The sequence below is a fragment of the Vreelandella subglaciescola genome (assembly GCF_900142895.1).
GTDB classification, from domain to species: Bacteria; Pseudomonadota; Gammaproteobacteria; order Pseudomonadales; family Halomonadaceae; genus Vreelandella; species Vreelandella subglaciescola.
In genome coordinates this window covers 2,162,086-2,183,517 of sequence record NZ_LT670847.1, presented here as the reverse complement: position 1 = coordinate 2,183,517, position 21,432 = coordinate 2,162,086, and the positions used below count along the sequence as shown (strand labels likewise).

The window sequence follows — 21,432 nt, the reverse complement described above, 5'->3', positions numbered from 1 at the left end:
GCCATGACAAGCACCACTTGCCCTCACCAAAACCGCTGGCATACCGCGCTGCGCCGCACCCGGCAGCGGGTCGAACGCCTGCCGCGCAATCGCATCAGCGGTCGCGTGGTGCGTGCGACCGGCATGGTGATTGAAGTGGTCGGCCTGAAGGTCGCGGTCGGCAGCGCCTGTCACATTGAGCTGCCCAGCATGGATGGCCGCCTGGGCAACCGCCGCCAGCAGGCCGAAGCGGAAGTGGTCGGCTTTGCCAGCGACAAACTTTACCTGATGCCGCTGGAAGAAATTTCCGGCCTGATGCCCGGCGCACGCGTATCTCCGCTGGGGGAAAACAGCGGCCATAGCGCCCGGCGTTTTCCGCTGGGCGACAGCCTGCTGGGCCGTGTGCTGGACGGCAACGGCGCGCCACTGGACGGCTATGAAAGCCTCGAAGATGCCCCCCGCGCCACGCTCAACGTCGCACCGCTCAACCCGCTTTCGCGCGCCCCGATCGACACCCAGATCGACGTGGGCATTCGCGCCATCAACGCGCTGTTAAGCGTGGGACGCGGCCAGCGTATGGGCCTGTTTGCCGGTTCCGGCGTGGGCAAATCGGTGCTGCTGGGCATGATGGCACGCTACACCCGGGCCGATGTTATCGTCGTGGGGCTGATCGGCGAGCGCGGGCGCGAGGTGCAGGATTTCATCGACAACATTCTCGGCCCCGAAGGCCGTCGGCGCGCCGTGGTGGTCGCCGCCCCGGCGGATACCTCGCCGCTACAGCGTCTGCAAGGCGCCGCTTACGCCACGCGCCTGGCGGAAAACTTTCGTGATGAAGGCCGCAACGTGCTGCTGATCATGGATTCGCTGACCCGCTACGCCATGGCTCAGCGTGAAATTGCTCTGGCCATTGGCGAACCGCCGGCCACCAAGGGCTATCCGCCGTCGGTCTTTGCCAAGCTGCCCGGTCTGGTCGAGCGTGCCGGTAACGCCGAGCGTGGCGGCGGCTCGATCACCGCCTTTTATACCGTGCTGACCGAGGGCGACGACCAGCAGGACCCGATTGCCGATTCGGCCCGGGCTATTCTCGACGGCCATATCGTCCTCTCGCGCAGCCTTGCCGAAGCCGGGCACTATCCCGCGATTGATATCGAAGCCTCCATCAGCCGGGCGATGACGGCCATTACCGGCGCTCAGCAGCAGCGTCAGGCACGGCGTTTCAAACAGCTGTTTTCACGCTATCAGCGCAATCGTGACCTGATCAGCGTCGGCGCCTACACGCCGGGGCACGATCCCCAGCTTGACGAGGCCGTCAACCGCTTCCCCGAACTGGAGCACTTCCTCCAGCAGAATATTGATGAATGTGCGACGATAGAAAACGCGCAACACGCGCTTGCCGCCGTGGCCGGCCAGCAGGCGCAGGCAGCACCAGGAGGGCAAGGATGAGCAGTTCGCAGCTGGAAATGCTAACCGACCTGGCCCAGCAGGCCCGCGATCAGGCTGGGCAAACGCTGGCCCAGGAACGCCAATCCGAGCAGCAGACCAACGCCCAGCTTGAGGCGCTGACGCGCTACCGCGCCGAATACAGCGAGCGCTTTCAAGCCGCCATGCGCCAGGGTATCGACCCCGCCAGCATGTACAATTATCAACAGTTTCTCGCCTCGCTGGATACCGCGCTGGCGCGCGCGCGTCAGGCGCTGGGCGAGCAGCACCAGCGCGTTGAGCAAAGCCAGGAACACTGGCGGCAGCAGCAGCGCAAGCTATCTTCCTACGACACCCTGACGGCACGCCGCTTGCGCGAGGCTCAGCAACGCCGCAGCCGTCAAGAACAAAAAAGCAACGACGATTTCGTCAACAGCCGTACGGCACGCCGGTCTTCAGAAACGTCGCACTAACGGCGACAGGGATTTGTCTATGAACATTCATGCTTTGCTCGCTACCCAGCCACCCCAGGGGCAGTCGTCGACGTCTGGTCAGAGTAGTCCATCAGCCAACACGGAGGCGGGCGGTTTTTTGCAAGCGTTAGGACAGGCTTCGCTATCGGGCGAAGGACACATAAGCCGCTCACGGCCGCTGGCCGGTGAGGGCAGGCCCGATACTCAAGCGACTCGTCAACAGACCACCGAGCAGCTCAAGGCGCTGGGGCTTAGCGACGCCCAGCTGCAAGGCACCGACATGCAGGCGCTGATCGAGAAAATCCGCCAGCAGCCCGACATGGCGCAATCGTTGCAAACGCTGGTCGCGACGCTTGAGCAAGATGCCGGGGCGCTGCCGCCGCTCACAGACAGCACCGAATCAACGGCACCGGCCGATGCCTCCGCGCTGGATGAAATCGCCCGGCGTATGGATCTGCTGGCCACGTTCGGCGAATCCACTGATACAGACGCTGACGCGACGCAGTGGCGCCAGGCACTGAACGACCTGCTGCAGGCTGAGGACTCACCGGCCGAACCGCTGGCCGGGCTGCTTGCCGCGATGGTTCAGGCACCCGCGAACGTCGGTACTGGTAGCGAGGCGCTATCCGCGAGTGCGTTGCGTGGCGCGCTACTTTCCGCCCAGACCTCAGCTCAGGCGAGCTCGGCACAGCCTGATGCCAGGCAGGCAGGAACGTCCGACGGCACCGCCATGTTAAACACCGCCGCGCCGGCACCTTCCAGCATTAACGTGTCGGCATCCCCCGTGAGTGGGGATGCACTCATGGCCGCGTTGACCACGGCCAACGCGGAGTCCAGCCAACAGTCGCAGCAACCGTTGGCCGGCGCAATGCCGCCGGCACTGGCGGGCGCATCAGTCAATGCCACGCCCGGTGCAGCCCCCGTTCAGGCAAGCGTTACTGCGCCCCTGACCAGCGCCGCCTGGCCGCAGCAGCTTGGTCAACAGCTGGCGCAGTTTACCCAGCGCAGTGGCGAGCAGCAGGTAAAGCTGCAGATACATCCGGCCGAGCTGGGGCCGCTGTCCATTTCGCTGAAGGTCAGCGAGCACGGCGGCACCCAGGCACATTTCCTGTCGGCCCACGCTCAGGTGCGCCAGGTGGTTGAACAGGCGATCCCTCAGCTGCGCGAAGCGCTGGCCGAACAGGGTATCTCGCTGGGTGATACATCAGTGGGCGAGCAGCAGACCCAGGATGAATCGGCGTTTGCTGAAAGCGGCCAGCCCGGGCAAGGATCCGGCATCAGCGGTGACGGCGAAAGCGGCAGCGACGAACTCCCCGTCAGCGCACAAACGCTGGCCATTGACGGGCGCGTTGATCTGTACGCCTGATGCGCCAGCATGAAGGCCATCACACGTTTTTTTGACGAATCGCACTAAGCTAAAAGATGGGCTCGCTTAGCGAGCCTGTTCATTTCATCAAGCGTTGGCGCATTGGGCATAATGCTTCTACCTGCGCACGGAGAACACAGGATACATAAATGGCAGAATCAAGCGGCGGATCAAAAAAACTGCTTTGGATCATGGTGGTTCTTGTGCTGCTCTCGTCAATCGGGGCAGCCGCAGCTATTTACATGGTAATGAGCCAGGATAAAAATGCGGGCGGCAACGCCGCCGCTCAGGAAGTGGCCGTGCGCCAGACGCCTATTTTTCTCAAGGTTGAACCGTTTACCGTTAATCTCGCGGGAGATCGCACCGGTTCACGCCTGCTGTATACCGGCATTACCCTGAGGGTCGGTGACGAGCAGAGCAAAGAGATCCTCGCCGAACACATGCCCCAGGTACGCAGCCGCTTGTTGTTGCTGCTCTCGAACAAGCAGGCCAGCGAGCTTGCGACGCCCGACGGCAAAGAACAGCTCTCACAGTCGATCATCGCCCGACTGAACAAGCCGTTTGCGGAAAACCAGCCCGACCTGGATCTCCGTGAAGTGCTGTTCACCGAATTTATCGTGCAATAACCCCGCGCATCCGGAGCCATCATGTCGCAGGACGATTTACTGTCCCAGGAAGAAATTGATGCTCTGCTGAAAGGGGTCAGCGGTGACGATGAACCCGCGGCATCAGCCACCCAGCAGAGCGACGAATCGCGTATTCGTCCCTACGATCCGTCGACCCAGCATCGCGTTATACGCGAGCGTCTGCACGCGCTGGATTTCATCAACGAACGCTTCGCGCGTTATTTTCGCACCGGTTTGTTCAATCTTATCCGGCGCAGCGCCGATATTACCGTTGAATCCGTGCGCTACCAGAGCTTTAGCGAGTTTTCGCGCAACGTGCCGGTGCCCACCAACCTGAACCTCGTCGCCATGAAGCCGCTGCGCGGCTCGGCCCTGGTGGTATTTCCCCCGAACCTCGTGTTCATGGTGGTGGACAACCTGTTCGGTGGTGACGGGCGCTTTGTGACGAAATCCGACGGGCGCGATTTTACCAACACCGAACAGCGCATTATCCAGCGTATGCTCAACCTGGCCATTGACGCCTACCAGCAAGCCTGGCAGGTGGTGTACCCGCTGGATATCAGCTTTTTGCGCTCTGAAGTCCAGTCAAAATTTGCCAACATTACCAATTCGCCCAATGAAATCGTGGTGAATACCAAGTTCAATCTTGAAGTCGGCAATCTGGCCAGCAGCTTTCAGGTGTGCATGCCCTACGCCATGATCGAGCCGCTGCGCGACCTGCTCGCCAACCCGATCAACGACAGCAATCAGGACCAGGATGGCTCATGGACCCGGCGCATGGCCAGCGAGCTACGCCATCCCGAGGTGGATCTGGTCGCTGAGTTCGCTCATATTTCCAGCCGTATTGGCCAGATCATGGGGCTCAAGAAAGGCGACGTACTGCCGGTCGAGATTCCCGACACCGTCACGGCCAACGTTGACGGTGTGCCAGTGATGGAATGCAAGTTTGGCAGCCAGAACCAGCAACGCGCTCTGCGCGTCCAGCGAATGCTCGACCATGCCGCCATGAACAACGTATCGTCCAACGACTCTTTCACCCAGTCGGTGCGACAGAAAGCCAAGGAATCCAAAGCATGACTGATCCCAACAAGCCTGACGATCAGACACCTTCTGACGACCAGAACTCCGCTGACGACGCCAGCGCTCAAGACCCGCAGAACGTGTCTGATGACGACTGGGCGGCCGCCATGTCCGAACAGGATGTCAACGAGGATACCGGCGCTGCCGAAGAAGATGACCCCTGGGCGGCCGCCATGGCCGAGCAGGAGGCTGCCGATGAGCCGTCCGCAAGCGATGACGCCCCTGAGGCAACGACTGAAGCGCCCCAGGCCAGAGAAGCCAGCAGCGATGTATTTCCGCCGCTGAACGCCGAACACGCCTCCGGCGTATCCCGTGATCTTGAGATGATCATGGATATTCCGGTCAAACTGACCGTTGAGCTGGGGCGTACCCGGCTGACCATCAAGCAGCTGCTGGAGCTTGCCCAGGGGTCAGTCATCGAGCTTGATGGCCTGGCCGGCGAACCGATGGATATTCTGATCAACGGCTATCTGATTGCCCAGGGTGAAGTGGTCGTGATCGAGGACAAGTACGGCATCCGCATCACCGAAATCATTACGCCCTCAGAGCGTATACACAAGCTGAATCGATGAGCGCCGACACCGCGTCAAGTGACACGCTGAATGCCGTTGGCAGCAGCGATGCGCTGCTGGGCATGGCGGCACTGGGCAAGACGGCCGCGGCCCTCGCGTTTGTTATTGCCCTCATTCTCGTGTGTACGGTATTGCTCAAGCGCTTTAACAAGCGACAAGCAAAACACGGTGCTCATCTGGAAGTCATCAGCAGTACCGCCGTCGGCACGCGCGAGCGTGTGGTGATTGTGGAGCTTGACGGCACTTGGCTGGTGCTGGGCGTGGGTAACGGGCGCGTTAACAAACTGCACGAGCGCCCCGCACCCGCGCAGACGCCGCACAGCGCACCGCCGCCGGCATCGGGTTTTTCCGCGCGCTTCGCCCAGGCGTTGCGCCAGTCAGGCCATGCTTCCCGCCCTGCCGATCCGGGCTCACCCCGCTCAACGACTCACACTTCACTATGAATACTCGGGTGCCTGCGCGCTTGTCGCGCATCTTTCACGTCAATACGCCGGCCGGGCTGATACTCCGACGCACCGGGCTTGTCATGCTGCTGCTGGCCGGGCTTGCGGTTTCAACCGCCGCCATCGCGCAGACCATTCCCGGCATGGTCAGCCAGCCGCTGGATGACGGCGGCCAGAAGTGGTCGCTATCGCTGCAGACGCTACTGCTGCTGAGCTCGCTGGCGTTTCTTCCGGCGATGCTGCTGATGATGACCAGCTTTACGCGCATCATCATCGTGCTCAGCCTATTGCGCACCGCCATGGGCACCCAGGCCACCCCACCTAACCAGGTGATGCTCGGCATTGCGCTGTTTCTGACCTTTTTCATCATGTCGCCAGTGCTGGACCAAGTCTACAATACCGCTTGGGTGCCGCTCACCGACGGCAGCATCAACCTCGAAGACTTTTTACGTCTGGCGCAGGAGCCGTTTCGCGAGTTTATGCTAGCGCAAACCCGCGAAGCCGATATTTCGCTGTTCGCCCGGCTGGCCGATATTGGCCCGCTGCAGGGCCCTGAAGATCTGCCCATGCGCATTCTGCTGCCCTCTTTTGTCACCAGCGAACTGCAAACGGCGTTTCAGATCGGCTTCACGATTTTCATTCCGTTTCTGATTATTGATCTGGTGGTCGCCAGTACGCTGATGGCCTTGGGCATGATGATGGTTCCCCCCATCACCATTTCCCTGCCGTTCAAGCTCATGCTGTTTGTGCTGGTCGACGGCTGGCAGCTTATCATTGGCTCAATGGCGGAAAGTTTCTACATGGTGTAGCGCGCCGCCGCGTTTATCGTTCAAGGAGGGCTTGCCATGACCCCGGAAATGGTAATGAGCATGGCGTATCAAGGGATGCGCGTTACGCTGTTTCTTGCCGGCCCCATGCTGCTGGCCGCGCTGCTGACCGGGCTGTTGATCAGCCTGTTTCAAGCCGCCACCCAGATTAACGAAATGACCCTGACGTTCATTCCCAAGATTCTCGCCGTCTTCGCGGTACTGGTGATTGCCGGCCCCTGGCTGGTCGGGTTGATTACCGACTTTACCTTCCGGCTGTTCACCAATATTCCCAGCATGGTGATGTAGCGCGTGATCGAAGTCACCTTTGACCAGCTGCAGGGCTGGCTGGTCGCATTTTTATGGCCGTTCGCACGCATTACCGCGTTTATGGCTGCATCGCCCTTATGGGGGCACTCAAGCGTCCCTAACCGGGTCAAGGTGGGGCTGGCCGTACTTATCACCATCACCATTGCCCCGATTCTCCCGCCCATGCCGAACATAGCGGTGATGTCGTGGGCCGGGTTTGGCATCATGGTTGAGCAGATTGTCATCGGCCTGGCCATCGGTCTGGTCATGCACATCGTCTTTGCCGTGGTGCAGGCTTCCGGCGAGTTTATCGGCCTGCAGATGGGCCTTGCCTTCGCCAGCTTTTTTGATGCATCAAGCGGCACCAATATCATGATCCTGTCGCGCATTCTTTATATGGTGACGCTGCTGATGTTTCTCGCCGTAAACGGCCACCTGATGGTGCTTGAGACGCTGGTGATGAGCTTTCAAACGCTGCCCATCGGCCTGGATACGCTCAACGCCAACGCCTTTGAGCTATTGGCACGCTATGGCGGCACCATCTTTGCCTCGGGGATGCTGCTTGCCCTGCCGCTGGTCGGGGCGCTGTTGATTATCAACCTGGCGCTGGGCATTCTGAATCGTTCGGCTCCCCAGCTGACCGTCTTCAATATCGGTTTCCCCACCTCGCTCACCGTGGGGCTGACCCTGATGATGGTGCTGATGACGGATCTGGGGCATTTCCTGGAACGCCTGTTCAGCCAGGGGTTGGCCTTTATGCAGGAGCTGATCGAACTGCTCGCACAGGTCAATTAACCGCGTCGCCAGAACGTTCCACAGCAAAAAGCCCCGGCTTTATCAAGTCGGGGCTTTTTGCGGGCGAATCGTCAACGGCTAGCGGCCACTAGAGATAGTCGAACAGCGAGCTGCCCTTGATATTCACGAACGCCTGCTGCGAGGCCTGCATGCCAACCTGGCGCAGGCTGTACTCGGAAATCGCGTCAACGTAGTCCAGATCCACCAGATTCGATAGCGTCTGGTCGTAATTCTGCATGCGGTTGGCGCCTACGCCGTCGACCACGTCCAGCTCATTGAGGCGCGCACCGGCCGAGGCGCGCACGGTCAGCGCGTTATCCAGCGCGTTATCCAGGTCACGCATCGCGGTGTTCACCGTATTACGAAAATCGGCCGTTGCCTGCGGGTCTTCATTGGGCGCTTCCAGCACGCGGATCGCCTCTTCCATCGTCTTGAAAAGATCCGGCGGATGCTGATCGCTACCCGCTTTTGAAACGGCGATGGTGTCACCAGACTTCGGCTCGCCCTCAAGCGTAATATCCAGGCCGCCGAAAGAAACCGTTTGGCTGTCTTCACCATTGCCGGTATAAGCCTGCTTTACTACCGGATTATTCGTGGTGTCATCTAGATTATTGACGATCACTTCCATTGCGCCGCTACTATCATCGAAGCTGACGGCAAAGTTATCGCCGTAATTATCGTCGTTGACATCGGCTACCTGGGGGCCACCAAAGGTAACGCTACCCTCATTGCTTGAGGGTGCATCGGCCACGTAGCCCGCGCCGCTGGGGACGCTCATAAAAATATCTTCGCCGTTGCTGGTGACCGGCATTTTGCGCGAGGCGTCGATGCGCTGCTCGCGGGCGTTGCTGTCGCCCTTGTACTTCACATTAGGAGCGGCATCAGGATCGGCATTAGCCTCTTTAACAAACGGCGGGGCGTTATCGGCGTAGCCGCCAAACAGGTAGCGGCCGTTGCCGTCAGTGGCATTGGCCTGGCCAATCATGGTTTCGTAAACGCCGTGCAGTTCGCTGGCAATGGACTCGCGGTCAACGTCGCTCAGCGTATCGCTGGATGCCTGTATCAGCAGCGTTTTGGCGCTGGTGACCGCGTCACTGACGCTGTTGAGGATGCTTTCGGTTTGCGACAGCGAGTTGCGCGCCGAAATACGCGAATCGGCATACTGCTGGGTCACCGCCCTGGACTGATCCACGCCCACGGCACGCGATGCAGCCTGAGGGTCGTCAGACGGATTAACCACCCGGCGGCCGCTCGCCATCTGCTGGCTAATCTTGAGAAACTCACCCTGCTGCCGGTTGATCGACGCAGCGCTTTGTTCATACATGGTGACCGAACTAATACGCATGACTGAAACTCCCGGTTATCAACGCAGGTTGAGAATGGTATCCAGCACCGTGGACGCCGTATTGATGACCTTGGCGTTGGCCTGGTAGAACTGCTGGAACTTGATCAGATTGGCGGCTTCCTCATCAAAGTTAACGCCGGATTCCGACTGCTGCACGGCCTCAAGCTGATCGGTCAGCCCCTGACGGGCATCCAGATTGACCTGAGTGATATTGGTGCGATTACCCACATCGCTGACCATGGCGCCGTAGGCACCGCTGAACGAAGCACTGCCGCCTACCAGGTTTTCGCTTTGCAGATCCTGCAGCGCCAGCGCATTGCGGTTATCGCCCGAGCCGGCGTCGCCCTGGCTAATGGTCAAAGTCGCCTCTTCCCCCGCGCTTGGCAGCGTGTCCAGCGTAAAGCTAAAGCCATCAATGCTAATCTTGTCACCAGCACTCAATACATCGGTAGCGGGGTTAAAGGGCTGGCCATCCACTTCTACGCTAGCCCCCGTTGGCTCTAGCGTAGTCATGTTACCGCTCTCCTCGACGGTCAACTTATATTCCGCATTGGGAGAGAATGGATCGTTTGCCGCGTGCAGGCTGCTCACATCCAGCTCGCCTTCGGCTACGACAAAACTACCCGCCGCAATCTTATCGAGATCGCTAAACTCAGTTTCCATGCCCGCGCCGGCGCGGCGCACGGGCTTTACTTCGAACGTATCGTCGGCCGCGGGTGCACCAGAGAGCGTCATTTCGACACCGCCGAAAGACAGCGTGTTGCTACCATTATCCCAATCGGCCGCTACCGCAGCCCCATTATCGTTACGCGTCACCACAGGAACAGCGGTGCCGGTGCCATCATTCTCAAAACTAACCGTGTAATCGGTAGCCTCTAGATCGTCGATATTCTCGGTATCAAACTCCGCTGAGGTCAGCAGGTCCTTAGCGCTATTGCCTGCATTACCATAGGCCTGCGGCTCACGGATATTAAAAAAGTCTTCGCCCTGCTCGCCGTCAAGATCGGCACCCAGCTTGTGCTGCTCGTTGAACGCTACCGACAGCGATACGGCCAGCTGACCAATCTGGTTCTGGGTTTTATCCAGCGTTTCTGAGCGGAATGACATCAGCCCACCAAGCGAGCCGCCCTTGATGGTGTCTTCTTCAAGCTCCACCAGGTTGCCGCCGCCGTCGCGGTAGCCCACCACGGTACGCTGCGGGTCACTCTCGGACTTCACCGCCTCGAGCTTGAACGAATCGGTACCGGTCACCAGTGGCTGGCCGTTGGGCAGGCTGATGTTGTAGGTCTTGCCGTCCTGAATGTTCAGGCGCACATCCATGCGTTCGTTAAGCTGGGAAACCAGCTCATCGCGCTGATTCAGCAGGCTGTTGGGCGCCTCGCCGTTGCGCGCGCGTGCCAGCGAAATCTCGCGGTTGAAGTCCGCAATTTGTGTGGCGGTGTTGTTGATCTGGGTGACTTCATCCTTGATCTGGCCGTTGAGGTTGTCCTGCATATCCTGCAGGTAGCCGTCAAAGGAACGGAACTGGGCGCTTAGCGTATCAGCGCTACCCAATACGCCCTGACGCGCTGCCGGGTCGGACGGCGCGCTGGCCAGATCTTCCATGGACGAGAAAAAGCCCTGCATCAGCGGCGCCAGGCCGGCATCGCGGTCGGCCAGCAGGTTGTCAATTTGTGACACCTGCGAGGCGTAGGTTTCCAGCGCGCTGGACTCGGTCTTGGCGCTGTTGAGCTGGGTCGCCACGTACTGGTTGAACTGGCGTTCAATGTCGTTGACCTGCACGCCGCCGGATCCCGCCGAGCCTTCGCCCAGCTGGGTAATTTCGCGGTTATAGCCCGGCGTAAATATGTTGCTGATGTTATTGCTGGTGGTTTGCAGAGCATTCTGCGCCGCATTGAGGCCGCTTAGCCCGGTAGAAAACATGCTCATGGTGTCATCCTTTAAGCCGATGGCTATGGTATCGGCAGTGCGCGACAAAACTTGAATGCCAAATTAACGCCTCGTCGGCAAGCCCGGGCCTTAGCGTGCTTGGGCCAGCAGGCTGTTATCTGACAGCGGCCCCATGGTATCCATCACGGCCACCAGCTTGGCGGCATAACGCGGATCAGTGGCGTAGCCGCCCTGCTGTAGCGCCAGCGCGGCGCGCTGGGCATCGGGCGCGTTAACCACGCCAGCGTAGCGCGGATTGTTACCGATCAGGCCGGCATAGTCGGTAAAGGCGTGCTCGAAAGACTCATAAACGCGAAAGGTATCTACTTTCTGCACGCGCCGCCCGTCGATATATTCGTGGGTGGTGATATCGGTGGTATCGCCCTGCCAGCTGCTGCCGGCCTTGATGCCGAACAGGTTGTGGCTGTTGCGCCCGTTTTCAGTGGGGATTTCATGGCGGCCCCAGCCGGTTTCCAGCGCCGCCTGGGCAAGAATCAACTTCGCCGGCACGCCGGTTGTCTCGCTGGCCGCCTGTGCCGGTGTGCCTAACGCCTGCATGAATTGCTGTACGTGGTTGCCGGGTTCAGGGGCGTTATTGCCGCCGGAGGGCGGTATTGAATCAACGCGCTCAGGCGTATGCCGAATGGCCTCCAGCTCGCTGAAAAAGCCATCGCCGGCAGGCGTTGAGCGCGGCGTTTCGTTCATTTTACCCACCGGCAGCGGGTTCTCCAGTACGCGAGGTGTCCCGCGGGGAATACCGGCAATCAGCGCGGCCGTATCGGACGGCCCACCTGAACTTCCCGACGGCACGGCACCCTGGCGTTCAAGCTGTGCCACCAGCGCGTCGGCAAGCCCCACCCCGCGGGAAGCGATGACCTGCGACCACTGCTGATCCATCATCGACTGGTAGGATTGGGTCGCCTGGCTATTCATCAACCCCGACTCGGGAATGGCTTCGCGCATGCTTTTGACCATCATCTGCACGAAAAGCGCTTCAAACTGCTGGGCCGCGCCTTTCACCCCTTCTTCAGGGTTGGTCCGCGCCGTGTGCTGCATGCGCTGAAAGCCTTGCATATCCAGCGCGAACTGGCCCGTCATGTCTTGATTGACGCTCATCAGATAATCTCCAGCTCGGCGCGCAGCGACCCGGCTGCCTTGAGCGCTTCAAGGATCGACATCAAATCCTGGGGCGTGGCACCCAGCGCGTTTAACGCGTTAACCACCTCGTTAAGCTGCGCACCTTCCACGATCTGCAAAAACGCTTCCTGCTGCTCGATATTGATATTGGCATCGGGCACCACGGTGGTTTCGCCTTCGCCGAACGCATTGGGCTGGCTGACGCCGAACTGGGTATCGATCATGATGGACAAATTACCGTGCGCCACCGCCGCCTTGCGCAGCGTAACGGCGCTGTTCATCACCACCGAACCGGTGCGGGCGTTGATCACGACGCGTGCGGGCGCTTGCGTCGGCGTCACGTTGACGCGCTCTACCCGCGCCATGAAATTGACCCGCGCGTTATCGTTGGCCGGGCCGTCCAGCGCTATAACGCCGCCGTTGCGCGCATAGGCCACGCCGCGGCCGAATTCGTTATTGATCGCGGTGACCATGCGCTGCGCGGTGCCGAAGTCTGCTTCGTTCAGCTGCAGCTCCAGCGTGCCGCCGTTGGCACCCAGGTTAAGCGGGACTTCTCTTTCTACCAGCGCACCGCCGGGAATGCGGCCCGCCGCCTGCTGGTTGATCTGTACGCTGCTGCCGCCGGCTTGTGCACCCGCGCCGCCGACCAGCATATTGCCCTGGGCCAGCGCATAGGTATCGCCGTTTGCACCTTTCAGCGGCGACATCAACAGCGTGCCGCCGCGCAGACTGCGCGCGTTGGCAATCGACGACACGACGATATCCAGCCGCTGCCCCGGGCGGGCGAACGGCGGCAGGTCGGCAGTGATCATCACCGCTGCCACATTGCGCAGCTGCAGGTTGGTGCCGGCCGGCACGCTCACGCCCAGCTGCGAGAGCATGTTGGTCAGGCTCTGGCTGGTAAACGGTGCCTGGGTGGTCTGGTCACCGCTGCCATCCAGCCCTACTACCAGGCCATAGCCGCTCAGCTGGTTATCACGCACGCCGGCAAAACCGGCCAGCTCGCGAATGCGCTCGGCATGTGCCGGCAGCGTCAGCGTAGATAGCACCAACAGCAGGCTCAGTTGCCAGCGCCAGGCGTTTTTCAGTCGTGTTGCGTAAGGTCGCATTGCTTGCCCGTTTGTTCGTCTGCCGCTTGCACCAATGGGTTAGAAAGGCGACACGTTCAGGAAAAAGCGCTGCAGCCAGCCCATGTGCTGCGCCTCGTTGATATAGCCGTCGCCCACGTATTCAATGCGCGCATCGGCAATCTTGGTGGAGGGCACCGTGTTCTGCGCGGTAACGGTGCGCGGATCAACCACGCCGGAAAAACGGATGAACTCGGTGCCCTGATTGATCGCGATCTGTTTTTCACCACGCACGCGCAGGTTGCCGTTATTCATCAGCTCAAGCACCGACACCGTAATCGTGCCGGTAAAGGTGTTATTGGCCCGCGAGCCGCCGCCGCCGGAAAAATCACTGTCACCGGAAATATCAAAGCCGTATTCAGCCAGCGTATCCAGCACGTCGGGCAGCTGGTCAAGCTCCAGGCTGGAACTGCCGGTGCGATCCGCGTTGGACTGGGAGTTCTTGCTCGCGCTGACTTCTTCATCCAGCACGATGGTCAGGATATCGCCCACCGCGCGCGGGCGGCGATCCTCAAACAGCGGCTGATAGCCCTGGCGCACCTGATAGATCGAGCCGTTGGGCACCGGTGGCGGACGGTCCACCACCTCGATACGCTCCTGCTCACCCACTACCGAGGCGTGGGGTATCTGCGCGCAGCCGGCAAGGGTGAGCAACGCAAGGCCCAACAGGCAAAGCGCGAGGTGCCGCCCACGAAAAAACAAATGCCGCATGGAGTACCCCATCAAATATCGCCTTACAGCTGGCTTAAGCGCGCCAGCATCTCGTCGCTTGTGGTAATCGCTTTACTGTTGATCTCGTAGGCGCGTTGGGTCTGAATCATGCTGACCATTTCTTCCACCACGCTGACGTTCGAGGTTTCCACGTAGCCCTGCATTAGCGTGCCCGTGCCATTCATGCCCGGCGGATTCTGGTTGGGCGCGCCCGAGGAACCGGTTTCGAGATACAGGTTGCCGCCGATGCTTTCCAGCCCGGTCGGGTTGATAAACGACGTCAGGTTGATCTGACCCACTTCGTTATCCAGCGGGTTGCCCGGCTCGCGTACGCTGACGGAACCGCCTTCCCCGATAGACACGGACAGCGCGTTATCCGGAATAAAAATCGCCGGCTCCAGCGGGTAGCCGTTGGCATTGACCATCTGGCCATTTTCATTCAGCTGAAAGCTGCCGTCGCGGGTATAGGCCGTTGAGCCATCAGGCATGAGTACCTGGAAAAAGCCCTTGCCTTCAATCGCCATATCGCGGGAGTTTTCGGTTTGCTCAAGCCCGCCCTGGGTATGTAGCCGCTCGGTAGCAACCGGGCGCACGCCGGTACCCACCTGCATACCCGAGGGCAGACGATCCTGCATATTGTTCTGCGCACCCGGCTGGCGCATGTTCTGGTACAGCAGATCTTCAAACACCGGCCGCGAGCGTTTGAAACCGTTGGTGCTGACGTTGGCCAGGTTGTTGGAAATAACGTCGAGCTTGGTTTGCTGTGCTTCAAGCCCCGTCTTGGCGGTCGAGAGTGATGTAATCATGTGTGTTCCCTTGGCGTTAGGCCGTATTAACCCTGCATCGAGAGGATGCCATTGGCGCGCTGCGCATTCTCGTCGGCGGTGCTGATCATCTTCATCTGCATATCGTAGCGCCGCGCAACATCAATCATCGAGACCATGGCATCAACGGCACTGACGTTACTGCCTTCAAGCGCGCCGCTGATCAGCGTGGCCTCTTCATTCGCGGCGAGCACCCCGGGCATGCCTTCGTCATTATCCGGCGCGCGGAACAGGCCATCGGCACCGCGATTCAGCTCATCCAGCTCGGGCGATACCAGCTTGATGCGCCCCACGTCGACCAGCGCTTCAGGGCCTTCACCCTCGGGAATCGCGCTGAGGGTGCCGTCGGCACCGATGAACACCTGCGCCCCCTGCGGCACGTTGATGGGGCCGGCATCGCCGATGACCGGCCGCCCGACGTTGAGCAGAATGCCGTCGGCATCCAGCTGCAAATCGCCGCCGCGCGTGTAGGTTTCGCTGCCGTCGTCGGCCTGTACCGCCATCCAGGCATCGCCCTTCATGGCCACATCCAGCGCGCGGCCGGTGCGTTCAAGCGCCCCCTGGGAGTAGTCGGTGCCGGGCGTCGTCGTCACCGCCGAGGTGCGCGTCGCCAGGCGCGCCTCGCCCATCACCGGAACGGAACGCGCCGCTTCCATCTGGGCACGAAACCCGGTGGTCGAGACGTTGGCCAGATTGTTACTCACCACCGACTGCTGATCCATGCTGTGTTTGGCACCGCTCATGGCGGTATAAAGCATCCGATCCACGGCTTACTCCTTGGCTGGGAAGCCGTTACAGGTTGATGATGGTCTGCAGCAGCTCATCCTGGGTACTGATGGTCTGCGAGTTGGCCTGATACGCACGCTGGGAAACGATCATGTCCACCAGCTCGGAAGCCATATCCACGTTAGAGGTTTCCACCGCGCCCGGCTCGATCAGCCCGCGCTGGCCCGTGCCCGGCACGCCGACCAGTTCCTGGCCGGAGGCCCCGGTGGTTGACCAGAGGTTATCGCCTTCAGGCTTCAGCCCCTCCGGATTACGGAAGCTCACCAGCGACACCTGCCCCGCCGCGCGCGACTGCTCGTTGGAGTAGTTACGCATCACGGTGCCGTCTTCCTGAATGGTCGTGCCCACCAAAGAGCCAGAGGTGTAGCCGTCCTGATTGATATCGTTAACGGTGGAGTCCTTGGCGAACTGGGTAGAGCCGGCAAAATCAATCGCGACAGCCAAGTTTGCCAGTTGTGTCCCGTCAAACTCACCACCATTTTCTGTAAAGTTAAAAGTACCGCCGCCCGCCAAGACACCATTTTCATCAAAATCTAGCTCGGTAGCAGAAGAACTGGTATATGTATTAGCGCCCTCTGGCCCACCGGTAAGGCGCAAGCTCACATCCCACTTGTTCTCAGCCGCACTCGTCTTGGTCAAATACGTCGTCAAATTTCGCGCATTACCCTGCGAATCATATACTGTTGCATTAGTTGAATAAGAATATTGGCTTGGATCCAGTCCACCGGCAAGGTCAGCTGCGGGCGGTGCAACCTTTTCTTCTTCCCCCGCATCCAAGTTAAGCGAAACATCCAGATTTTGGGTGGCGCTGGCTTCAAGATTACCGGCATCAACAGTTAACGGCTCAACCTCGCCGCCGGGCTGTACTTCGCCATTGGCATCGGCGCCGTAACCCATGATTTGCGCACCCTGGGCGTTAACCAGGTTGCCATCAGCGGTCAGGGTCAGCTGGCCGTTGCGCGAATAGCCGATCTCGCCGCCGGGCTGTTGGAAGCGAAAAAAGCCTTCGCCGGCAATCGCAAGGTCCATATTGCGGCCGGAAGACTCGATATTGCCCTGGTTGAAGTTTTGCAGCGTAGTGGAAACCTTTGTACCCAAGCCAATGCGCGACTGGGCGAACACATCGGCAAACTGCACATCCGAGCTTTTAAAGCCGACGGTTTGCGAGTTGGCGATGTTGTTGCCAATGGCGCCGAGTTTTTCCCGTTGCGCGTTAATACCGCTAAGTGCCTGCGAAAAGCTCATGCCTTTCTCCCCTGAAAGTTGCTCAATCCAAACCCGACCGGCAAAAGCCGGACTCTAAGGCGTTTAAAGAATTTGTTTGATGTCGTTCATGGCGACCTGGCCATAGACGCCGCCCAGATCAAGGCGCACATCCTCGTTTGCAGTAGCCGGCGTTACCCCCTGCACCAGCGCGTAGTTCAACGCCGTAGAGGGCATTTCTTCGCCGTCGGCGTTAAACGCTTTCAGCGAGACGTTGTAGGCACCGTCGGGTACGGCTTCACCGCCTTTAGCCTGGCCATCCCAGCTAAAGGACTCAACGCCGGCCTTGACGTTCTCGATCTCTCGGGTGGCGACAACTTCACCGCTCTGGTTGGTCAAAGTGACCTCAACCCGGCTCGCCGGATTTTCCAGTTCAATGCCAAACGGCGTGGTGGTTGTCTGGGCGTCACCTTCTTCGTTCTCACCGGTACTTACCTTGACGTTGCTGCCCGGCACCAGCACGGCGTTGCCGATCAGGCCGGAGGCCTCGATCATCTGCGAGGCGTCCACCTGCTGGGTAATCCCGTTAAGCGTGTCGTTGAGTTGCTCGATGCCGCTGACGGTGTTGATCTGGGCCAGCTGCGCGGTCATATCCTTGTTTTTCATCGGATCCATGGGATCCTGATTTTGCAGCTGGGTAATCAGCATGGTCAAAAAACTTTCACGCAGCTCGTCCGACTGGCTATTGTTCATCTGCGCATTGCCGCTTTGCGCATTGACGTTGTTGAGCACGCTGGTATCAATATTCATGGCTTACCCCTGACCGAGCCGTAGCGTTTGCATCAGCATCTGTTTGCTGGTGTTGAAGACTTCCACGTTGGCCTGGTAGGAGCGCGAGGCGGAAATCATGTTGACCATCTCGTGCGCCGGCTGAACGTTGGGCTTGGCCACGTAGCCGTCGGCATCCGCTGCCGGATGATTGGGCATGTACTCCATGCGCAGCGGCGAGGTGTCTTCCACCACCTCGGAGACACGCACGCCACCTACGCCGTAGCGTGTATCCTGTGCCTGGGTCTGAAACATGACCTGTTTGGCGCGGTAGGTTTCACCGTCGGGGCCGGCCACGCTATCAGCGTTGGCCATGTTGCTGGCGGTGGCGTTCATACGCTGCGACTGGGCGCTCATGGCCGAGCCGGCAATATCAAATACGGAAAACATCGAGGTTACAGTCTCCTTGTTATTCTGGCTGCATGGCGCTTTTGAGCCCCTGAATGCGGCTGTTGATCATGGATAGCCCTACCCGATAGCGCACGGCGTTATCAGCAAACGCCGAGCGTTCGCGGTCCATCTCCACCGTATTGCCGTCAAGGCTGGGTTGATCGGGGATGCGATACAGCAGGTCGGCCTGCTGTGCACTGCCCCACGCCGGCCCCTGGCCGGACAGGTGGCGTGTTGAGGTGCGCTCAAGCGACAGGCCGCCCTGCTGACCCGCTTGCTCAGCGGACGCGGAGGCCTTTTTCAACTCGCTGGCGAAGTCGATATCGCGCGCTTTGTAGTTCGGCGTATCGGCGTTGGCAATGTTTGCCGCCAGCACTTCATGGCGCGCCTGTCGCAATGACAGCGCCTGCTGCTGGAACGTAAAGGCAGACTCAAGCTGATCAATCATGCCGGTTCTCTTCAAGAGGTCGAACGGAATTTTCTGATTATCAACAATACGCGCTACCGTGTCATGCTAAAGCACGAAACAAGCATTTTTTCAGCCAGCATTTCGTTCGATACCTGATGAGTGGTTTCCTTATACTGGCGTGATGGGATTTCTGCCCAACCCGTCTGGGCCGCAACCTTCTTCTACCCGTTACCGGCGCGCCACCCCACTATGCCTATTTCGCTTGCCTCTTTGCCCAATCCAACGTCATATCGTCATATTCAGGCGGCATGTTTTCGGGCATTCACCGGCTTTGCCGTCGTCGCTCTGCTTGCGTTGTCATCTCCGGCCGTGGCCAATGACGCCGCGCTAATGCAAAACGTTCAACAGTTTCTGCATGGCCGCACTCAGGCGCTTGGCGAAGAGGTCATGATCGACCTGCGCCCGCCGTCACCGCATTTACCTGCTTGTGTGCAGCCCGAGCCTTTCTTGCCCAACCCGGACGCCTCCCCGCTTGGGCGCGTGACCGTTGGCGTGCGCTGCGGAAAGCAACATCGCAAGGTGCGCTATATGCAGGCGCAGGTGGATGTTATTGGTCAGTATGTTGTGGCCGCCGAAGACCTGCCACGAGATACGCGCATTACCCCGGACCTGCTTCGCCAGCAGTCGGGCAATCTGGGCGAACTCTCGTCACGCACGCTTGTCTTAGAGGATGACGTTGTTGGCAACATTACCCGCCGCTCTATTCGCAGCGGCAGCACATTCCAGACACAGGATGTTCGCGCCCCGTTGATGGTCAAGCGCGGGGATGCTGTCAGCGTCGTTGCCAAAGGCTCAGGCTTTCGCGTTTCGCGGGAAGGCAAAGCCATGGAAAACGGCAGCCAGGGCGAGCAGATCAGGGTACGTTTTGGCCGACGTGAAATTCTTGACGCCCGCGTGATCAGCGACGGTCTTTTGGGCATCGATTTTTAACGCCGGTGCTAAAGTTTCCGTAGGCATAGCCGATAGACTAAGGTAAGTGGCGCTGGACGCCAGAATGTTAACGGAGGCACACAGCGTGAAAATCAATCATCTCAATTCGCTGGTTGGCCCTAATCAGGCTCACCCGCGCAGCGAACCCCAAAAGGCTCAGGCCGATAAAGCAGCGGGGGCGCAGCCGGCGCAGTCAGACGTGTCTCACATTCGTCAGCAAAATGTCGATGCCGGCCAGGATATTGACACGTTGAAGGTCGAAGAAATACGCTCGGCGATCCGCGATGGCCAGCTGGAAATACACGCTGACCGCATCGCCGAAGGGCTTATCGCCAACCTCGGCAAGCAATAACAGCGCGTTTGACGCATTACCACAGGAGACGCTTCCATGAGCCTTGCCCGCCTGCTTACCGACCAGAAAACGCGCTTAAGCAAGCTGATTGCGCTGATGGAACACGAGCAATCTCTGCTGACCCAAGGCAACATCGACGGCAACCGTCTGGTCCAGCTGGCCGAAGACAAGCAAGCGCTGCTGTCAGAGCTTGATGATATGGAGTCGCTACGCCACAGCGTACAGCAAAGACTAGGCTATGCAGACAGCCCCGAAGGCGCCCGCCAGGCGGCGAGAGATGCCGGCTGTCATGTCGACTGGCAAGCGCTGCTGGAAAAAAGCGAACGCGTCGCGCGAATGAATGACCTAACGGGTCAAATGCTCTCGCTGCGTATGCAGCATAATCAGAAAATGCTCGATTATATTCGCCAAATTGCCGAAAAAACCCTGTATAAGCCCGACGGCCGCAACAGTGCCCAACCTGGACGTATCAACGCATCGGCCTGAGCGAGTGGACTATTATTGAACAAAGGCTAGACAAAAACTAGACAACTCGCTTCAATGAGAGCTACTACGTAGCATTTTTATTGAGGTCGATATGTTCAACCACCTTCCCGAAGCCTATACGGCCGTGATAACCGGTGCCAACGGCGGCATTGGACGCGCCATGGTTGAAACGCTGCTTGAATCCTCCCAACTTGGCAGGCTCATCGCTATCACCCGCGTTGAAGCGGCGTACACCGACGACCCCCGCGTTACTACGCTGTCTCTTGATCTCACTCAGGAAGACGGGCGTAGTGCGCTAAAGCAGCACCTGGACGGGCAGCCGGTACACCTGCTGTTCAACGCGATGGGCACGTTGCACGATGACCACCTCGGCATACAACCAGAAAAGCGCCTTGAGCAGCTAAGCGCTGACGCGCTCTCTCATCTGATGCACGTCAATGCGTCAACGCCCGCTCTGTTGATAGCCGCCCTCAAGCCTTCTCTTCAGGGCAACCATCCGGCAATTATAGCCAGCCTGTCGGCCCGCGTCGGCTCTATTAACGACAACGCCTTTGGCGGCTGGTATAGCTATCGGGCCAGTAAAGCGGCCCATAATATGCTGATGAAGACAGTATCCATTGAACTCGCCCGCCTCAACAAAGCGTCCATTGTTCTATGCCTACATCCGGGTACAACCGATACGCTTTTGTCTCAGCCTTTTCAGGCACGGGTGCCTGAAGGCAAACTTTTTTCACCGGCGTTTGTAGCGCAAAGCCTGGTTAACGTCATGGCCAAGCGCACCCCCAACGACACAGGCAGCTTCTGGGACTGGGACGACAAGCCGGTTGATTGGTAAATAGCCTGCTTTCTCTTGCCACTTTTCTTCCACGCACACAAAAAACCCAGCCTAGTGGCTGGGTTGATTGCAGTATAAGTGCCTGACGATGACCTACTCTCGCATGGGGAGACCCCACACTACCATCGGCGCTGAGCGGTTTCACGACTGAGTTCGGCAAGGGATCAGGTGGTTCACGCACGCTATGGTCGTCAGGCGAAACGGGTATATAT

Annotated in this window: 25 protein-coding genes and 1 rRNA gene; 14 read left to right on the top strand and 12 right to left on the bottom strand. The window is 59.4% G+C overall.

Annotated features, from left to right (window positions below; all coding sequences use genetic code 11):
- Nucleotides 1–3: 3 nt before the first annotated feature.
- From fliI to fliR, 10 genes are all read left to right on the top strand, one after another.
- A complete protein-coding gene (gene fliI / locus B5495_RS10215) occupies nucleotides 4–1,422 on the top strand; it encodes a flagellar protein export ATPase FliI (RefSeq protein ID WP_079553459.1) in 1,419 nt (472 codons plus the stop codon).
- On the top strand, nucleotides 1,419–1,871 hold the full coding sequence (gene fliJ / locus B5495_RS10210; protein ID WP_079553457.1) for a flagellar export protein FliJ: 453 nt from the start codon (nucleotides 1,419–1,421) through the stop codon (nucleotides 1,869–1,871). The genes fliI and fliJ overlap by 4 nt, the downstream gene beginning before the upstream one ends.
- A 118-nt stretch (nucleotides 1,872–1,989) precedes the next feature.
- A complete protein-coding gene (locus B5495_RS10205; RefSeq protein WP_172824558.1) occupies nucleotides 1,990–3,237 on the top strand; it encodes a flagellar hook-length control protein FliK in 1,248 nt (415 codons plus the stop codon).
- Nucleotides 3,238–3,386: 149 nt separating this feature from the next.
- Entirely contained in the window at nucleotides 3,387–3,863 is a 477-nt protein-coding gene (gene fliL / locus B5495_RS10200) for a flagellar basal body-associated protein FliL (RefSeq protein ID WP_079553454.1), read from the top strand.
- Nucleotides 3,864–3,884: 21 nt separating this feature from the next.
- A complete protein-coding gene (gene fliM, locus B5495_RS10195; RefSeq protein WP_079553452.1) occupies nucleotides 3,885–4,940 on the top strand; it encodes a flagellar motor switch protein FliM in 1,056 nt (351 codons plus the stop codon).
- A complete protein-coding gene (fliN, locus tag B5495_RS10190) occupies nucleotides 4,937–5,515 on the top strand; it encodes a flagellar motor switch protein FliN (protein WP_079553450.1) in 579 nt (192 codons plus the stop codon). Before fliM ends, fliN begins: the two co-directional genes overlap by 4 nt.
- The gene (gene fliO / locus B5495_RS10185; RefSeq protein WP_079553448.1) at nucleotides 5,512–5,958 is read left to right on the top strand and encodes a flagellar biosynthetic protein FliO; all 447 of its coding nucleotides are present in this window, start codon (nucleotides 5,512–5,514) and stop codon (nucleotides 5,956–5,958) included. Before fliN ends, fliO begins: the two co-directional genes overlap by 4 nt.
- A gap of 83 nt (nucleotides 5,959–6,041) precedes the next feature.
- A complete protein-coding gene (gene fliP / locus B5495_RS10180) occupies nucleotides 6,042–6,767 on the top strand; it encodes a flagellar type III secretion system pore protein FliP (RefSeq protein WP_231897281.1) in 726 nt (241 codons plus the stop codon).
- 36 nt (nucleotides 6,768–6,803) lie between these two features.
- A complete protein-coding gene (fliQ, locus tag B5495_RS10175) occupies nucleotides 6,804–7,073 on the top strand; it encodes a flagellar biosynthesis protein FliQ (protein WP_079553445.1) in 270 nt (89 codons plus the stop codon).
- A gap of 3 nt (nucleotides 7,074–7,076) precedes the next feature.
- On the top strand, nucleotides 7,077–7,868 hold the full coding sequence (gene fliR / locus B5495_RS10170; RefSeq protein ID WP_079553443.1) for a flagellar biosynthetic protein FliR: 792 nt from the start codon (nucleotides 7,077–7,079) through the stop codon (nucleotides 7,866–7,868).
- An 88-nt stretch (nucleotides 7,869–7,956) separates the two neighbouring features.
- On the opposite strand, the gene flgL is transcribed toward fliR, so the two are convergent.
- From flgL to flgB, 11 genes are all read right to left on the bottom strand, one after another.
- Nucleotides 7,957–9,213 carry a flagellar hook-associated protein FlgL gene (gene flgL, locus B5495_RS10165; protein ID WP_079553441.1) on the bottom strand — a complete coding sequence of 419 codons (1,257 nt, stop codon included), beginning with the start codon at nucleotides 9,211–9,213 and terminating at the stop codon, nucleotides 7,957–7,959.
- Between the two features lie 18 nt (nucleotides 9,214–9,231).
- Nucleotides 9,232–11,142 carry a flagellar hook-associated protein FlgK gene (flgK, locus tag B5495_RS10160; protein ID WP_079553439.1) on the bottom strand — a complete coding sequence of 637 codons (1,911 nt, stop codon included), beginning with the start codon at nucleotides 11,140–11,142 and terminating at the stop codon, nucleotides 9,232–9,234.
- Between the two features lie 90 nt (nucleotides 11,143–11,232).
- Complete coding sequence (gene flgJ / locus B5495_RS10155; RefSeq protein WP_079553437.1) at nucleotides 11,233–12,258, bottom strand: flagellar assembly peptidoglycan hydrolase FlgJ; 1,026 nt, start codon at nucleotides 12,256–12,258, stop codon at nucleotides 11,233–11,235.
- The gene (locus B5495_RS10150) at nucleotides 12,258–13,388 is read right to left on the bottom strand and encodes a flagellar basal body P-ring protein FlgI (protein WP_079553435.1); all 1,131 of its coding nucleotides are present in this window, start codon (nucleotides 13,386–13,388) and stop codon (nucleotides 12,258–12,260) included. Before B5495_RS10150 ends, flgJ begins: the two co-directional genes overlap by 1 nt.
- Before the next feature lie 39 nt (nucleotides 13,389–13,427).
- Complete coding sequence (locus B5495_RS10145) at nucleotides 13,428–14,117, bottom strand: flagellar basal body L-ring protein FlgH (RefSeq protein WP_079555041.1); 690 nt, start codon at nucleotides 14,115–14,117, stop codon at nucleotides 13,428–13,430.
- Nucleotides 14,118–14,140: 23 nt separating this feature from the next.
- Nucleotides 14,141–14,923 carry a flagellar basal-body rod protein FlgG gene (flgG, locus tag B5495_RS10140; protein WP_079553433.1) on the bottom strand — a complete coding sequence of 261 codons (783 nt, stop codon included), beginning with the start codon at nucleotides 14,921–14,923 and terminating at the stop codon, nucleotides 14,141–14,143.
- Between the two features lie 26 nt (nucleotides 14,924–14,949).
- Nucleotides 14,950–15,708 carry a flagellar basal body rod protein FlgF gene (locus B5495_RS10135; RefSeq protein WP_079553432.1) on the bottom strand — a complete coding sequence of 253 codons (759 nt, stop codon included), beginning with the start codon at nucleotides 15,706–15,708 and terminating at the stop codon, nucleotides 14,950–14,952.
- Nucleotides 15,709–15,733: 25 nt separating this feature from the next.
- Nucleotides 15,734–16,972 carry a flagellar hook protein FlgE gene (flgE, locus tag B5495_RS10130; protein ID WP_079553430.1) on the bottom strand — a complete coding sequence of 413 codons (1,239 nt, stop codon included), beginning with the start codon at nucleotides 16,970–16,972 and terminating at the stop codon, nucleotides 15,734–15,736.
- Between the two features lie 63 nt (nucleotides 16,973–17,035).
- Nucleotides 17,036–17,740 (bottom strand): flagellar hook assembly protein FlgD, encoded by a 705-nt coding sequence (locus B5495_RS10125; RefSeq protein ID WP_079553428.1) that lies wholly within the window; start codon nucleotides 17,738–17,740, stop codon nucleotides 17,036–17,038.
- A 3-nt stretch (nucleotides 17,741–17,743) separates the two neighbouring features.
- Entirely contained in the window at nucleotides 17,744–18,148 is a 405-nt protein-coding gene (flgC, locus tag B5495_RS10120; protein WP_079553426.1) for a flagellar basal body rod protein FlgC, read from the bottom strand.
- Nucleotides 18,149–18,167: 19 nt separating this feature from the next.
- Nucleotides 18,168–18,596: a flagellar basal body rod protein FlgB gene (gene flgB, locus B5495_RS10115; RefSeq protein ID WP_079553425.1), complete on the bottom strand. Its 429-nt coding sequence runs from the start codon at nucleotides 18,594–18,596 to the stop codon at nucleotides 18,168–18,170.
- 351 nt (nucleotides 18,597–18,947) lie between these two features.
- Here flgB and flgA point away from each other — a divergent pair, with 351 nt between their 5' ends.
- From flgA to B5495_RS10095, 4 genes are all read left to right on the top strand, one after another.
- Nucleotides 18,948–19,547 (top strand): flagellar basal body P-ring formation chaperone FlgA, encoded by a 600-nt coding sequence (gene flgA, locus B5495_RS10110; RefSeq protein ID WP_231897165.1) that lies wholly within the window; start codon nucleotides 18,948–18,950, stop codon nucleotides 19,545–19,547.
- Nucleotides 19,548–19,632: 85 nt separating this feature from the next.
- Nucleotides 19,633–19,899, top strand: a complete 267-nt coding sequence (flgM, locus tag B5495_RS10105) for a flagellar biosynthesis anti-sigma factor FlgM (protein ID WP_079555039.1) — start codon at nucleotides 19,633–19,635, stop codon at nucleotides 19,897–19,899.
- Between the two features lie 36 nt (nucleotides 19,900–19,935).
- Nucleotides 19,936–20,385, top strand: a complete 450-nt coding sequence (locus B5495_RS10100) for a flagella synthesis protein FlgN (RefSeq protein WP_079553421.1) — start codon at nucleotides 19,936–19,938, stop codon at nucleotides 20,383–20,385.
- Nucleotides 20,386–20,476: 91 nt separating this feature from the next.
- Nucleotides 20,477–21,220, top strand: a complete 744-nt coding sequence (locus B5495_RS10095; RefSeq protein ID WP_079553419.1) for an SDR family NAD(P)-dependent oxidoreductase — start codon at nucleotides 20,477–20,479, stop codon at nucleotides 21,218–21,220.
- An 80-nt stretch (nucleotides 21,221–21,300) separates the two neighbouring features.
- Here the strand turns inward: B5495_RS10095 and rrf are convergent.
- Nucleotides 21,301–21,416 (bottom strand): 5S ribosomal RNA (rrf, locus tag B5495_RS10090).
- Between the last annotated feature and the right edge of the window lie 16 nt (nucleotides 21,417–21,432).

Bases quoted from the DNA above. Each gene is read 5' to 3' on its own strand.
- fliQ (WP_079553445.1), top strand. From the start codon at position 6,804: ATGACCCCGGAAATGGTAATGAGCATGGCGTATCAAGGGATGCGCGTT.
- fliN (WP_079553450.1), top strand. From the start codon at position 4,937: ATGACTGATCCCAACAAGCCTGACGATCAGACACCTTCTGACGACCAG.
- flgA (WP_231897165.1), top strand. From the start codon at position 18,948: ATGCAAAACGTTCAACAGTTTCTGCATGGCCGCACTCAGGCGCTTGGC.
- flgL (WP_079553441.1), bottom strand. From the start codon at position 9,213: ATGCGTATTAGTTCGGTCACCATGTATGAACAAAGCGCTGCGTCGATC.
- B5495_RS10145 (WP_079555041.1), bottom strand. From the start codon at position 14,117: ATGCGGCATTTGTTTTTTCGTGGGCGGCACCTCGCGCTTTGCCTGTTG.
- fliI (WP_079553459.1), top strand. From the start codon at position 4: ATGACAAGCACCACTTGCCCTCACCAAAACCGCTGGCATACCGCGCTG.
- fliP (WP_231897281.1), top strand. From the start codon at position 6,042: ATGCTGCTGCTGGCCGGGCTTGCGGTTTCAACCGCCGCCATCGCGCAG.
- flgE (WP_079553430.1), bottom strand. From the start codon at position 16,972: ATGAGCTTTTCGCAGGCACTTAGCGGTATTAACGCGCAACGGGAAAAA.
- flgJ (WP_079553437.1), bottom strand. From the start codon at position 12,258: ATGAGCGTCAATCAAGACATGACGGGCCAGTTCGCGCTGGATATGCAA.
- fliO (WP_079553448.1), top strand. From the start codon at position 5,512: ATGAGCGCCGACACCGCGTCAAGTGACACGCTGAATGCCGTTGGCAGC.
- fliL (WP_079553454.1), top strand. From the start codon at position 3,387: ATGGCAGAATCAAGCGGCGGATCAAAAAAACTGCTTTGGATCATGGTG.
- B5495_RS10095 (WP_079553419.1), top strand. From the start codon at position 20,477: ATGTTCAACCACCTTCCCGAAGCCTATACGGCCGTGATAACCGGTGCC.
- B5495_RS10125 (WP_079553428.1), bottom strand. From the start codon at position 17,740: ATGAATATTGATACCAGCGTGCTCAACAACGTCAATGCGCAAAGCGGC.
- fliM (WP_079553452.1), top strand. From the start codon at position 3,885: ATGTCGCAGGACGATTTACTGTCCCAGGAAGAAATTGATGCTCTGCTG.
- B5495_RS10100 (WP_079553421.1), top strand. From the start codon at position 19,936: ATGAGCCTTGCCCGCCTGCTTACCGACCAGAAAACGCGCTTAAGCAAG.
- fliJ (WP_079553457.1), top strand. From the start codon at position 1,419: ATGAGCAGTTCGCAGCTGGAAATGCTAACCGACCTGGCCCAGCAGGCC.
- flgB (WP_079553425.1), bottom strand. From the start codon at position 18,596: ATGATTGATCAGCTTGAGTCTGCCTTTACGTTCCAGCAGCAGGCGCTG.
- B5495_RS10150 (WP_079553435.1), bottom strand. From the start codon at position 13,388: ATGCGACCTTACGCAACACGACTGAAAAACGCCTGGCGCTGGCAACTG.
- flgK (WP_079553439.1), bottom strand. From the start codon at position 11,142: ATGAGCATGTTTTCTACCGGGCTAAGCGGCCTCAATGCGGCGCAGAAT.
- flgG (WP_079553433.1), bottom strand. From the start codon at position 14,923: ATGATTACATCACTCTCGACCGCCAAGACGGGGCTTGAAGCACAGCAA.
- flgC (WP_079553426.1), bottom strand. From the start codon at position 18,148: ATGTTTTCCGTATTTGATATTGCCGGCTCGGCCATGAGCGCCCAGTCG.